Raw genomic sequence first — 12,309 nt, 5'->3', positions numbered from 1 at the left:
GCGGGCCGCCGGCCGCGGGGGGGGGGGGGGGGGGGGGGGGGGCGGGGGGGGGGGGGGGGGGGGGGGGCGGGGGGGGGCCCCCGGGGCCCCCCCCCCCCCCCCCCCCACGGGGTGGGTGACCGGCGTGTCCCCGCTGGGACGGCCCTCGTTGTTCCCGGCGTCGGAACCGAGTAGTGGGAGGCCCCGGGATGCGGCGCCGAGTTGGGGTGTGGGCGCGGTGGGTGGGGGTGGCGGGCTGGTGCCTGGTGCTGCTCACGGGGTGTGGTGGCGGCGGCCCGGCGGGCGCGCCCGCCGAGGATGCGGCCGGAGCGGCCGGAGCCCCGTACACCCCGCCCCCGCCGCCGTCCCGGGCGGTGCTCACCGCGCTGCCCGCGGACGGCGTCCAGGACGTGCCGCCGGAGGGCCCGGTGCGGGTGAACGCCGCTCAGGGACGGCTGGTGTCGGTCCGGCTGGCCGACGGCAAGGGCACCGAGCTGCCCGGCACGATCAGCCCGGACGGTGCCGCCTGGGCACCGGACGGCCCGCTGCCACTCGGCACCGCCTTCACCCTGGACGCGGTCGCCGAGGACGACCAGGGCCAGCGGGCGGCCCAGCACTCGGCGTTCTCGACCGTCGCCCGGGCGCACACCTTCGTCGCCTTCTTCACCCCGGAGGACGGCTCCACGGTCGGCGTCGGGATGCCGGTCTCGCTGCGCTTCAGCCGTCCGATCGTAGACCGGGCCGCGGTGGAGAAGGCCGTCCAGGTCACCGCCGACCCGCCGGTGCCGGTGGCCGCGCACTGGTTCGGCAACCAGCGGCTGGACGTCCGCCCGCGGCAGTACTGGGCGGCCGGCACCAAGGTCACCGTGGCGTTGCGGCTCAAGGACGTGCAGGGCGCGCCGGGCGTGTTCGGCTCCCAGAGCCGGGACCTGCACTTCACCGTCGGCCGGGCGCAGGTCTCCACCGTCGACCTGGACGCGCACACCCTGACCGTCCGGGCCGGGCAGGGCGGCAAGGTGGTCCGGGTGCTCAAGGTGTCCGGCGGCAGCCCCGACCACCCCACCTACCGGGGCGTGATGGTGGTGTCGGAGAAGTACAAGGTGACCCGGATGAACTCGCAGACCGTCGGGATGGGCAACGAGTACGACATCAAGGACGTCCCGCACGCGATGCGGCTGACCGCCTCCGGCACCTTCCTGCACGGCAACTACTGGGCCGACCCGGGGGTGTTCGGCACCGCCAACACCAGCCACGGCTGCATCGGCCTGGCCGACGCCAAGGGCGGCACGAGCAAGGACACCCCGGCGGGCTGGCTGTTCGAGCACACCGTCCCGGGGGACGTGGTGGAGGTGAAGGCCTCGGCCGGGGACTTCGTGCCGCCGTCGAACGGGCTGGGCGACTGGAACGTGCCGTGGGAGCAGTGGGTGGCCGGGAGCGCCCTGCGGTAGTCACCGGTGGTTCACCTCCGCTCCACCCCCCTCCCCTGAGTTTTCACTCGGACGGCCCAGTTATCCTGCTCCGGCGCGTCGGGGTCGCCCCGTCCTGGAGGCGGGCGGGCGAGTTCCCGCCCCGAACTGAAGGGGCGCCGGGTCCGAGCGCCCCGGAGGCGAGCGGGCGAGTATCAGTGCGAAAGATCGGCACCCGGTGCAACTCATGGGGGCACTCGTCGCGTCAAGAGAGTGGATACCGGGAGGGGAGATTCCGTGAAGACGGGTAAGGCGGCCGACGCCGCGATACGCACCAGCAACCGTTACGGGCGCAGGGCTGCGATGGCGTTGGTCATGGGTGGGGTGTTGCTGCTCACCGCGGCGTGCAACGACGACAAGGGCGGCACGTCCGGGGACGCCGCCGCGACGGCGTCCGCGGACGCGAACGGGACGGCCGCCCCGGGGGGCAACGCGGCCACGCCGAAGGCCTCAGCGGCACAGCTGGCGGTCGAACCGAAGGACGGCGCCCAGGACGTTGCGCCGAACGCGCTGCAGGTGTCGGTTTCGAACGGCAAGCTCACCACGGTCGACGTGACCGACAAGAACGGCAAGCCGGTCGCGGGTGCGATCACCCCGGACGGCACCGGCTGGAAGCCCTCGGCGGCGCTCGCCGTCGGGATGGCGTACAAGGTGAACGCGCAGGCCAAGGACGACGCCGGGCAGGTGTCCGCGTCGACCACCTCGTTCACCACGCTGACGCCGGACAAGAAGGTCTCCACCAACGACAACATCAGCGACGGCGCCACCTACGGCGTCGGCATGATCGTCTCGGTGAACTTCAGCAAGAGCGTCAAGAACAAGGACGCGGTCGCGAAGGGCATCACCGTCGAGGCCAGCGACGGCACCACGGTCAAGGGCCACTGGTTCGGCGACAACCGGCTCGACCTCCGCCCGGAGAACTACTGGAAGCCGGGCACCAAGGTGACGGTGCACTACCGGCTGAAGAGCGTCGAGGTCGCGCCGGGCATCTACGGGGACGTGGACAAGGACGAGCCGTTCACCATCGGCCGCTCCATGATCTCCACCGCGGACGCCAAGTCGCACCAGATGACCGTCGAGCGGGACGGCAAGTCCACGACGCTGCCGGTGACCCTGGGCGCGGACGCGACGCCCTCCTGGGGCGGGACCATGGTGATCATGGAGAAGGAGAGGGTCACCCGGATGAACTCGCAGACCGTCGGTCTCGGCGGCGAGTACGACATCCAGGACGTGCCGCACGCGATGCGGCTGACCACCTCCGGCACCTTCCTGCACGGCAATTACTGGTCCAACCCCTTCGGCAAGAGCAACGGCAGCCACGGCTGCATCTCGATGCAGGACGTGAAGGGCGGCAGTGACTCCTCGGTCGCGGGCAAGTTCTTCAACGACTCGATGGTCGGCGACGTCGTGAAGATCGTGAACACCAAGGAGAAGACCGTCTCGCCCTCCAACGGGCTGGGCGGCTGGAACATCGACTGGGCCAACTGGTAGGCCCGGAGGTTTATCGCCGAGCGGCCCGATCCTCACCCGTTGGGGTTCGGGTCGCTCGGTTTTTGGGGCAAGAAGCCCCTCGAACGGCGCAACCTTTCCGGTGGCCGGGCGCATCTATGGGTCGGGTCCGTCGTGGCCGTGGGGAGCAAGGGAGGGAATCGACGTGAGGTCGATACGCAGGGTGGTGGCCGCCGGCCTGGTCGGCGGGGCGATGGCGCTGACCGCGGCCTGTGGCGGCGGCAGCGGTGGCGGGAGCGGGAGCGCCGCGAAGGCCGACCTGGGGGCCGGTGCGGCCGCCGCCAAGCCCGCCGCCGCGCCCACGAGTTCGGCGCCGAAGGTGTCGACGGCCGCGGTGAGCATCGAGCCGAAGAGCGGCGCGGTGGACGTGGCTCCGGGCGCGCTCAAGATCGGGGCGACCGGCGGCAAGCTCACCACCGTCAAGGTGAGCGACAAGACCGGCAAGGAGGTCGCCGGCACCATCGCCGCGGACGGCGCCAGCTGGACCCCGTCCGCGGGGCTCTCGGTGGGCACGGCCTACCAGGTCAGCGCGATGGCCGCGGACGCCAACGGCGTGGTCGCCGAGGCGGACAGCAGCTTCACCACGCTGACGCCGGACACCTTCGCGAAGGCGTCCGACAACGTGGACGACAACGCCACCTACGGCGTCGGCATGATCGTCTCGGTGGACTTCAGCAAGGACGTCAAGAACAAGGACACGGTCGCGAAGGGCATCTCCTTCGAGGCCAGCGACGGCACCGTGGTCAAGGGCCACTGGTTCGACGACCGCCGGCTGGACTTCCGTCCGGAGCAGTACTGGAAGCCGGGCACCAAGGTGACGGTGCACTACCGGCTCAAGAGCGTGGAGATCGCCCCCGGGGTGTACGGCACCGACCGGGACGAGCCCTTCACGATCGGGCGATCCCAGGTTTCGACGGTTGACGCCGCCGCGCACAAGATGACGGTGGTCCGGGACGGGCAGCCGAGCGACATCGACATCACCTCCGGCTCGGACGAGCACCCGACCTGGAACGGCACGATGGTCATCATGTCCAAGGAGGGCACGGTGCGGATGCAGTCCAGCACCCTGCCCGGCATGACCGGCTCGCCGTACGACCTGCAGGTGCCGCACTCGATGCGGCTGACCACCAGCGGGACGTACGTACACGGAAACTACTGGAGCGACGCCTTCGGCGAGGACAACGTCAGCCACGGCTGCGTGGGCCTGCGGGACGTCAAGGGCGGCGGGGACTCCACCACGATGGGCAAGTTCTACGACGGCTCGCTGGTCGGGGACGTGGTGATCGTGAAGAATTCCGTCAAGAAGGAGACGCTCGACCCGTCGAACGGGCTGAGTGGCTGGAACGTGCCGTGGAGCCAGTGGTAGTCGCCAGGTAGGAGCGTGTCGGGGTCAACCCGGGCTTGACTGCGGTCGGGTCCGGGTTGACGCCTTCTTGCTCCCGGCATATGCCGATCCGGGGAGATCGTTTGCTCATTGTCCGTACGCGGCTGCTTGCGTTCCGCAATGATGGTCCGCATGGCGGGTTGGGGCGAAACAGATCAGTCATCGGTTCACAGGGCCGGCGTGGTGGCCGAAGCGCCCTGGATCGACGTCCAGGGAGCGCTCTCGGCGCTGGAGCGGCTGAGTTCCCGGGAGCTGCGGGAGATGTACGCGGGAAGGCTGTGCGACCAGTCCGCGCCGAACGAGGTGCGGTTGCCGTCCCGGCCGGAGTCGGGCCCGGTGGCCCGCAAGCTGGTGCTGGACGTCCTGGAGTCCTGGGACCTCCACCCGCTTCTGGAGGCCGGGGAGTTGCTCACCAGTGAGCTGGTGTCCAACGCGGTGCGGCACGCCGCAGGGCGCACCATCGGTCTCCATGTCAGCCGCAAGCCCGGGTGGCTGCGGGTCGAGATCCGCGACTCCTCACGGGCGCTGCCCTGCATGATCCTCGCCGAGGCTAAGCCGGTGAACGAGCGCGGCCGTGGGCTGAAGATCGTCGACGACCTCGCCGACCGCTGGGGCGCGGACCTGCTGCCGCGTGGCAAGGGGGTCTGGTTCGAACTGAGGGTGCACGAGCGGCGCTGAGTCGCGCTTTCGGGTCCGGATACGCGCAGGGCCCCCGGGCTCGCCGTGGTCCGGCGGATGGGGGCCCCTGCAAGTCATCGCGCCGGCCAAGGGGGTGCGTGCCGCGCGATGGGCGTCGGCAGTGCCAGGTCGGGCCCGCCGAAGTTCGATGTCTTGACTATCGCACGGATCTCAGCATATGGGCAAACCAGGCGTCTTGGATTGCAAGGTTTGTAACCTACTTCACCTTTAGATTTTGCATAGGTTCACGCTGCTGCCTGTGAATATTCATGATCTCGGTGATGTGGTCATCGCTTCGCGGGCTCGTGCGGCGTGTGCCCGGACGACGGTGGGGGAGAGGTGCTGGCGGGGCGGTGGGGCCTTGGGGGTGCCACGGCAGGTGCGGCAGAGGCCGCCCAGGAGGGCGTGCGGGCGGCAGGGGGTGCGGCAGTCGGTGCACTCGATGATGCGGGTGGACTGCTGCTGGGGGAGCGGGCGTTCCGGGGGCATCTTGTCGAGCAGGCGGCGGCGGGTGAAGGCCGCCGGGCTGTGGACGCCGTCCGGCGGGAGGCCTGCGGTGAGGGCGGCGGTGAAGAGGGCCGGGGTGGCGCCCCGGGCCAGCCACTCGGCGGCGAGCGGCTCCAGGGCCGCGCAGTCGGCGGCGGAGAGTGCGAGGCGGGCGTCGGCGAGGCCGAGGCCGGCGAGGGCCGCGTAGGCGGCCGAGGTGGGGGAGGTGCGGTTGAGCGTTCGCTCCTCGGGGGGATCGGGTGCTCCGGACGTTGACGCCTCGCCCGTGAGGAGGAAACGGGTCCACCAGGCGTCGGAGCGGGGCGTGCGGGAGAAGTAGGTGCGGAACACCCAGCGGCACTGCTTGTCGCCGACGCGCTCGCGGACGCGACGCAGGTGACCTGCGGTGGAGAGGTTGTTGAGCACCGTGCGGCAGGCCATCTGCCCGTAGTGGGGCTGGAGGGCGGCAAGGGTTTTGACGTCCATGGCGGCGCCGTCGGGGAGATGGTCGATGAGCGAGGCGATGTACGCCTCGCGCACCGGGAGGTGCGCGAAGTCGGTCGCGCAGCGGGGGAGTTGCTCCGGAGCGGACTGCTTGCCGTATCCGGGCGCGGCCATGGCGGTAGAGTCGTGGGTAGCCACAGGATCGAGCTCTCATTCGATCGTGCCGGTCAGACCCCCGTTCGGTGTTGGTAGCACCGGCGGGGGTTGTTTCGTTGCTGCGCACGCTACACGGAGGAACCGGCTGTGGCGTAGTCGTGACGATAAGTCATATCTGCTGCGTGCAGGGGTGGTTGGAAGGTGGTTACCCACCCGTTCAACTAAGGGGTCACTCGACCGGCGCCGCTTGAGCTTCGGGGGCGAAGGAGACGAAGGCGGCCCACGCTTCGGGGGAGAAGGTGAGGGTGGGGCCGGCCTTGTCCTTGGAGTCGCGGACGTGGATAGCGGAGGGGCAGGGGGCCACTTCGATGCACTCGCCGCCGTCCGTGGTGCTGTAACTCGACTTGAACCACTGAAGCATTGCGCTCATAGCTCTTCCGCCATCCGTCTGATGAAGGCCTTCGACTCCTCAATGCTGAGGGCCTGCGTGCGGATCATGCCATGGCGTTGCGCCAGAAGGTTCACTCGCTCAGGTTCGGAGTGCAGGATCCCGGTGTTCTGCCCCTCGACATAAGCAAGTTGTTCATGCTCGGGGGTCTCCAGCAGGATCATGGGGCCGTTGAGTGCTGCGTAGGCGGCCCGATCGATCGGCAGCGCTTGGATGGAGACGTTGCGAAGCTCGCCGACGTCGAGCAGGTGGTTGAGCTGCCGTTTCATAAGGCCCTTGGTGCCGACAGTCGCTTTGAGTGCCGCCTCGTGGATCACGAAGCCGTGAAAGACGGTTGGGCGGCTGCGTAGCCGCTCCTGTCGTTGCATCCGACCGGCGACGCGGGCGGCGACCGTCTCGTCGTCCAGCGGCGGATATGAGTTGCTGATTGTCTCGCGGGCGTACTCCTCTGTCTGGAGGAGGCCTGGGATCAGTAGAGCCGAGTATGCGTGGAACGCGATCGCCTCGCGCTCGGCGTCTGTGTATCCCCGCGAGTATGACGAGAACTTCTCGGGCGCCAGGTAGTCCGCCGCCCCCACGATCATTCCCTTTGCGTCACACAGCTCATCCGCTGCCTGAAGCAACTTGAGCGACGGCTTCCGCCTCCCCGCCTCCATCGACCGCACGCTCTCGATGTCGTAGTGGGCCGCCTGACTCAGCTGTTCCCTGGTCACGCCCGCCCGTTCGCGCCACCGCTTGACCTGATTGCCGCAGTACTTCCACGACATCGGGTTCTGCTTCGGCGTGCTCACGGCCCCGCACCCCTCCCTGCCCTGGTCAAGGGGCGGTTCAAGCTCTCGCGTACCACCGGTGTGACTCCCGAGGCTATGCCCGCCTACCGACCCTTGAAGGGTGAAATGGCCGAACTCAGTCCTTGTGAGTGAAGCCGTCCTTACCTCCCCCTCAAGGACTCTGATGATCACTCAGCCCGCCGACGCCGTCGAGTGGATGCTCCCTCGCCACCCCCGCAGCGCGAGCCGCGCCCGGATCCGGCTCCTCCGGCAGGCCTTCGACTGGCAGATCGACGTCGAGTCCACCGAGATCGCCCTGCTCCTCCTCAGTGAACTCGTCACCAACGCCTGCCACCACGCCCGGGCCCCGCGCGACCGCCTCATCGGCGTCCGCCTGCTCCTCCCCACCCACTCCACCCTCCGCGTCGAGGTCTCCGACACCAGCGACGAACTCCCCGTCCCCCGTCACGCCGCCCCCGACGACGAGTCCGGTCGCGGCCTCGAACTCGTCGCCGCCCTCGCCACCTCCTGGGGCGCCCGCCCGCGCGGCGAGGGCTACATCGGCAAGACCGTGTGGTTCACCCTCGCCCTCCCCTCGCCGGCCTGCCTGGTCTCAGATAATCTGATTCCATGAGGCTGATGACTGCAACAGACGCTTCGAGAAGCTTCGCCGCCGTGTTGGACTCGGCGGAGCACGGTGAGACGATCATCGTCACCCGGGGTGGCCGGCGGATCGCGGTGATCGGACCGGCGCCCTCGGGAAACGGTGCCGCGCTCAATGACGTTCTCCGGCGGTTCGGGCCGGATGAGGACTTCGCGGCGGATGTGGCGTCCGTTCGCTCCCTGCTCGATGACAAGGTGGCTGAGTGGCCCGCCGATTGATCCTCGACACCGGCGTCCTGATCCGGGCAGAGCGCACTGGTGCCGGTGAGCTGTTCGACCCCGACGATGACGTGGCGATTGCCGCGATCACGGCCGCCGAACTGCACCTCGGAGTGGAACTGGCCGACGATGCCCGCCGTCTTCGCCGGCAGGCCTTCGTGGATGCGGTCCTCGCCGTTGTTCCCGTCGAGCACTACACGCCGGACACGGCCCGCATCCATGCCAGGCTGATGGCGCACGTGCGGAGGCAGGGCAAGCCGCGCGGGGCTCACGACCTGATCATTGCGGCCACAGCCTTGGCCACCGCCCGGACGGTGGTCACCACCCACGGTTCCGCCGGATTCGCGGACCTGCCCGGGCTCCAGGCAATCGTTCTCGGATCGCCCAACTGAGAGCGCAGGAAGTCGATCCCGTCGACTTCCTGCGCTCTTGCCGTGACGGCGGTCACTTGTCTCCGCCCGGATGTCACACTCCGGGCCCGATCGCACTCTCAGGATGCGACCGCGAACAGGAGGCCCGAGTGACACCTTCCCCGGCAGATGCCGCCACGCAAGTGTTCCTGGAGCACCGCGAGTTGCTGTTCTCCATGGTCTACAGCATGCTCGGCGGCGTCGCCGACACCGAGGACGTGCTTCAGGAGACCTGGCTCGCCTGGGCGCACCGGGGCGGCGACGCCATCGAGAGCCCGCGCGCGTACCTGGTGCGGATCGCGGTGAACAAGGCGCTGGCCCGCCGTTCCGCGATCGCCCGGCGACGGGAGTCGTACATCGGTCCGTGGCTGCCGGAGCCGCTCGTCGACGCTCCCGAGCCCTCCGACGATTCGGTGTCGGTGGCGCTGCTGGTCGTGCTGGAGACGCTCACCCCGCTGGAGCGCGCGGTGTTCCTGCTGCACGAGGTGTTCGGCTATGCCCACACCGAGATCGCGGCCATGCTCGACCGCACACCGGCGGCCGTGCGGCAGGTCGCTCACAGGGCCCGCGAGCACGTCCACGCCCGGCGCCCCCGCTACCCGGCCGATCGGCGGCTCCAGCAGGAGGCGACCGAACGTTTCACCGCTGCCGTGACTGGTGGCGATCTCAACGGGCTGCTCGAACTGCTCGCACCCGACGTGACGCTGTGGGCCGACGGCGGCGGCAAGGCCCCCGCCGCCGGTCCGCGTCCGGTCCACGGCCGGGATGCTGTCGCGGCGCTGCTGGTGGGCGGCATCAACCGGGCCCCGCGCCAACTGGACGTCCGCTACCGGCCGGTCAACGGCGGCCCGTCGGCGCTGCTGTTCGCGGGCGACTCGCCGTACGCCGTGCTGACGCTCGACCTGGACCCGGACAACGGCCGGGTGAGCGGCATCTACTTCGTCACGAATCCCGACAAGCTCTCCCACATCTCATGAAGGGAATCCCGATGATCCTGGTCACCGGAGCCACCGGAACCGTCGGCCGCCTGCTGGTCGACCTCCTGCTCGCCCAGGGCGCCGAGGTCCGAGCCGTCACCCGGCAGCCCGACGTGGCCGCTCTGCCGTCCGGTGCCGAGGTGGTGGCGGGCAACCTGTCCTCGGCGCTCAAGGGCGTGACCGCCGTGTTCCTGAACCCCCGGGTCATTGGTGAACACGCCGCCGAACTCCTCGCGCTCGCCCAGGAACAGGGCGTCCGCCGGGTGGTGGCGCTCTCGGCCGTCAACGTGGACGACCCGCTGGACGAACAGCCCTCCCGCCACAACGGGGACCGCAACAAGGAGGTCGAGGCGGCCGCCGTCGCCAGCGGCCTGGAGTGGACCAGCCTGCGGGCCGCCTCCTTCGCGAGCAACACGCTCCGTGCCTGGGGCCCGCAGCTCCGGGCCGGGGACGTGGTGCGCTACCCGTGCGCGGACTTCCGGGAGGCGCTGGTCGACGAGCGGGACCTCGCCGAGGTCGCCGTCCGTGCCCTGCTCGCCGACGAACTGTTGGGGCGGAAGGTCGAGTTGACCGGACCGGAGGCGGTGAGCCACGCGGAGGCGGTGGCCGTCCTCGGCTCGGTGCTCGACCGCCCGCTGCGCTTCCAGGAGGTGCCGGCGGAGGCGGCGCGGCAGGGCATGATCGCGCGCGGGTTCGCGGAGCCGTTCGTCGCGGCGCTGATGGCGCGGTACGGCAGGCAGGTGCCGCAGCTACCGAGCGGCGAGGTCGAGCGGATCCTCGGCCGCCCGGCCCGCAGCTACGCGCAGTGGGCCGCTGACCACGCCGGGGCCTTCAGGGGCTGAGACGGAGCGGGCTGCGCAGGAAGTCGGCCCGGCCGACTTCCTGCGCGCCTCATGCGTCGTCCTCTCCTTGATCGTTGTGATGACGAACGAATTCGCGCCCGGTAGCATCGGCCGGGTGAAGCTCTACTGGCACGCCGTGCTGCCACCGCTCAGCGCCTGATCGGGCGCGCGCTTCGGTGGCTTGATCCCTGGAACCCCGGCTCGGCCCTTCTTCGGCCGGTGTGGGGTGGTGGCGTGCGTCCGTTCTCGGAACCAGTTCCTCTGACGGTCTTCGACGACGGAAGTTCATGACTGTGCCGAATCGTTTGTCTGCGCCTGCTCGTACTCGCCCGACCCCTGCCGTTCGCCCTGTCCGGTTGATCGACGGGCCGGTGCCGATCCTGGCCACCGCCCTGTTGTGGGGCACCACCGGGACGGCCAGCTCGCTGGCGCCCGCCGGCGCCCCGGCGACCGGGATCGGCTCCGCCGCGCTGGTGCTCGGCGGGCTGCTGCTGTTCCTCACCGACCGCGCCGCCTGGTCGCTGCCCCGGCGGTGCGGCACGCGTGAGCGGTGGCTGCTGGCGGTGGGGGCCGTCGCGGTGACGGGGTACCCGCTCACCTTCTACCCGGCGGTGACCCGCACCGGGGTGGCGGTGGCCACCGTGATCGCCCTGGGAAGCGCGCCGGTGTTCACCGGGCTGCTCGGCTGGCTCGCCCGGCAGGGCCGACCCGGCGGGCGCTGGGCCGGGGCCACGGCGCTGGCCGTGCTCGGCTGCGGGGTGCTGGTGCTCGGGCCCGAACTCGCCGGTGGCGGTGCGGCGGTGGACCCCGTCGGAGTGCTGCTGGCGGCGCTCTCGGGGCTCTCGTACGCGGTGTACTCGCTGATTGCCGGGCGGCTGATCGCGGCCGGGCACCCCTCCGCCGGGGTGATGGGCGCGATGTTCGGCGGGGCGGCGCTGCTGGTGCTGCCCGTGCTCGCGCTCGGCCCGGTGGGCTGGCTGCTCTCGGAACGCGGGGCGGGCGTCGTGCTGCACCTCGGGGTGATCACCACCTTCCTCGCCTACCGGCTCTTCGGCCACGGCCTGCGCCACACCTCGCCCCAGACCGCTACCACGCTGACCCTGGCCGAACCGGCCGTCGCCGCCGTCCTCGGCGTCGCGGCGTTGGGGGAGCGGCTGCCGGCGGTGTCCTGGTGCGGGCTCGCGGTGCTCGCGGGCGGGCTGGCGTTCCTGACGCTCCCCGGTCGGCGGTAGCTCAGTTGCTGCGCAGGAAGTCGGCCCGGTCGACTTCCTGCGCAGCAACTGCCCGGCAGCTAGGGTGAGGTGATCGTGTGATCGTCGGGGGCCGCGTCGCTCGTGGTGCAGGGCTCCTGGCGTTCCCGCTTGTTCAGGACGGGGGACTGGTCATGGAGGAGTTCGCGGGTCCGTTGGAGGTGCTCGCCCGCTACCGTCGGGCCATGCTCGACCTCGACGCCGATGCGCTGGCCGAGCTGTACGCCGAGGACGGGGTGCACGAGTTCCCGTTCCTGTTCCCGGGGATGCCCGAGCGGTACCGGGGGCGCGAGGAGGTGCGGGCCGGGTACCGGGCGGCCTGGGGTGCGAGCACCGCGCGGCCGCAGGAGATCCGGGAGGTCGCCGTCCACCCGAGCGCCGATCCCGAGGTGCTCACCGTCGAGCAGTGCGTGATCGGTACCGATGCCGCTACCGGCAGGCCGTTCAGCCTGCCGGGGCTGCTCGTGCTGCGGGTCCGGGACGGCCGGCTGGTGCACGTCCGGGACTACATGGACGGCCTGGGCGTGGCCCGTGCCATGGGGCGGCTGGCCGCCGTGGTGGCGCGGCTGGAGGAGCGGGGCTGACGGTCGGTCGGATGGCGCCGTTCCGTGATCTTGAGCGTGTTCGG

Annotated in this window: 14 protein-coding genes; 11 read left to right on the top strand and 3 right to left on the bottom strand. The window is 70.6% G+C overall.

All coding sequences use genetic code 11. The features are described from left to right. The first annotated feature begins 188 nt into the window (after positions 1 to 188). From ACGF12_RS16425 to ACGF12_RS16410, 4 genes are all read left to right on the top strand, one after another. Positions 189 to 1,427 carry an Ig-like domain-containing protein gene (locus ACGF12_RS16425; protein WP_393029608.1) on the top strand — a complete coding sequence of 413 codons (1,239 nt, stop codon included), beginning with the start codon at positions 189 to 191 and terminating at the stop codon, positions 1,425 to 1,427. Between the two features lie 255 nt (positions 1,428 to 1,682). Then, positions 1,683 to 2,936: an Ig-like domain-containing protein gene (locus ACGF12_RS16420; RefSeq protein ID WP_393029605.1), complete on the top strand. Its 1,254-nt coding sequence runs from the start codon at positions 1,683 to 1,685 to the stop codon at positions 2,934 to 2,936. Between the two features lie 163 nt (positions 2,937 to 3,099). Further along, entirely contained in the window at positions 3,100 to 4,320 is a 1,221-nt protein-coding gene (locus ACGF12_RS16415) for an Ig-like domain-containing protein (RefSeq protein ID WP_393029603.1), read from the top strand. A 198-nt stretch (positions 4,321 to 4,518) separates the two neighbouring features. Next, complete coding sequence (locus ACGF12_RS16410; RefSeq protein ID WP_393029600.1) at positions 4,519 to 5,016, top strand: ATP-binding protein; 498 nt, start codon at positions 4,519 to 4,521, stop codon at positions 5,014 to 5,016. Positions 5,017 to 5,283: 267 nt separating this feature from the next. Here ACGF12_RS16410 and ACGF12_RS16405 read toward each other — a convergent pair whose 3' ends face one another. The 3 genes from ACGF12_RS16405 to ACGF12_RS16395 all read right to left on the bottom strand — a co-directional run bounded on the left by ACGF12_RS16405 (position 5,284) and on the right by ACGF12_RS16395 (position 7,341). After that, complete coding sequence (locus ACGF12_RS16405; protein WP_393029597.1) at positions 5,284 to 6,120, bottom strand: hypothetical protein; 837 nt, start codon at positions 6,118 to 6,120, stop codon at positions 5,284 to 5,286. Positions 6,121 to 6,331: 211 nt separating this feature from the next. Continuing rightward, positions 6,332 to 6,532 (bottom strand): DUF397 domain-containing protein, encoded by a 201-nt coding sequence (locus ACGF12_RS16400; protein ID WP_393029594.1) that lies wholly within the window; start codon positions 6,530 to 6,532, stop codon positions 6,332 to 6,334. Continuing rightward, positions 6,529 to 7,341, bottom strand: coding sequence for a Scr1 family TA system antitoxin-like transcriptional regulator (locus ACGF12_RS16395; RefSeq protein ID WP_393029591.1), 813 nt, complete (start codon positions 7,339 to 7,341; stop codon positions 6,529 to 6,531). The genes ACGF12_RS16400 and ACGF12_RS16395 overlap by 4 nt, the downstream gene beginning before the upstream one ends. Before the next feature lie 163 nt (positions 7,342 to 7,504). On the opposite strand from ACGF12_RS16395, the gene ACGF12_RS16390 reads away from it, so the two are divergent. The 7 genes from ACGF12_RS16390 (at position 7,505) to ACGF12_RS16360 (ending at position 12,265) form a co-directional block, all read left to right on the top strand. Further along, positions 7,505 to 7,954: an ATP-binding protein gene (locus ACGF12_RS16390; protein WP_393029588.1), complete on the top strand. Its 450-nt coding sequence runs from the start codon at positions 7,505 to 7,507 to the stop codon at positions 7,952 to 7,954. Further along, the gene (locus tag ACGF12_RS16385) at positions 7,951 to 8,202 is read left to right on the top strand and encodes a type II toxin-antitoxin system Phd/YefM family antitoxin (RefSeq protein ID WP_393029586.1); all 252 of its coding nucleotides are present in this window, start codon (positions 7,951 to 7,953) and stop codon (positions 8,200 to 8,202) included. Before ACGF12_RS16390 ends, ACGF12_RS16385 begins: the two co-directional genes overlap by 4 nt. After that, positions 8,187 to 8,594 (top strand): PIN domain-containing protein, encoded by a 408-nt coding sequence (locus ACGF12_RS16380; RefSeq protein WP_393029583.1) that lies wholly within the window; start codon positions 8,187 to 8,189, stop codon positions 8,592 to 8,594. Before ACGF12_RS16385 ends, ACGF12_RS16380 begins: the two co-directional genes overlap by 16 nt. 128 nt (positions 8,595 to 8,722) lie before the next feature. Beyond that, positions 8,723 to 9,589 (top strand): RNA polymerase sigma factor SigJ, encoded by an 867-nt coding sequence (gene sigJ / locus ACGF12_RS16375; RefSeq protein ID WP_393029580.1) that lies wholly within the window; start codon positions 8,723 to 8,725, stop codon positions 9,587 to 9,589. A gap of 11 nt (positions 9,590 to 9,600) precedes the next feature. Beyond that, a complete protein-coding gene (locus ACGF12_RS16370; protein ID WP_393029577.1) occupies positions 9,601 to 10,431 on the top strand; it encodes an NAD(P)H-binding protein in 831 nt (276 codons plus the stop codon). 371 nt (positions 10,432 to 10,802) lie between these two features. Beyond that, positions 10,803 to 11,663 (top strand): DMT family transporter, encoded by an 861-nt coding sequence (locus ACGF12_RS16365; protein WP_393029574.1) that lies wholly within the window; start codon positions 10,803 to 10,805, stop codon positions 11,661 to 11,663. A 152-nt stretch (positions 11,664 to 11,815) separates the two neighbouring features. Continuing rightward, positions 11,816 to 12,265: a nuclear transport factor 2 family protein gene (locus ACGF12_RS16360; RefSeq protein ID WP_393029571.1), complete on the top strand. Its 450-nt coding sequence runs from the start codon at positions 11,816 to 11,818 to the stop codon at positions 12,263 to 12,265. Positions 12,266 to 12,309 lie beyond the last annotated feature (44 nt).

The organism is Kitasatospora sp. NPDC048296 (assembly GCF_043201815.1).
In the GTDB taxonomy this organism is placed as follows: domain Bacteria; phylum Actinomycetota; class Actinomycetes; order Streptomycetales; family Streptomycetaceae; genus Kitasatospora.
The sequence above is the reverse complement of the archived record's forward strand: the minus strand, read 5'-3'. Positions and strand labels throughout refer to the sequence as shown.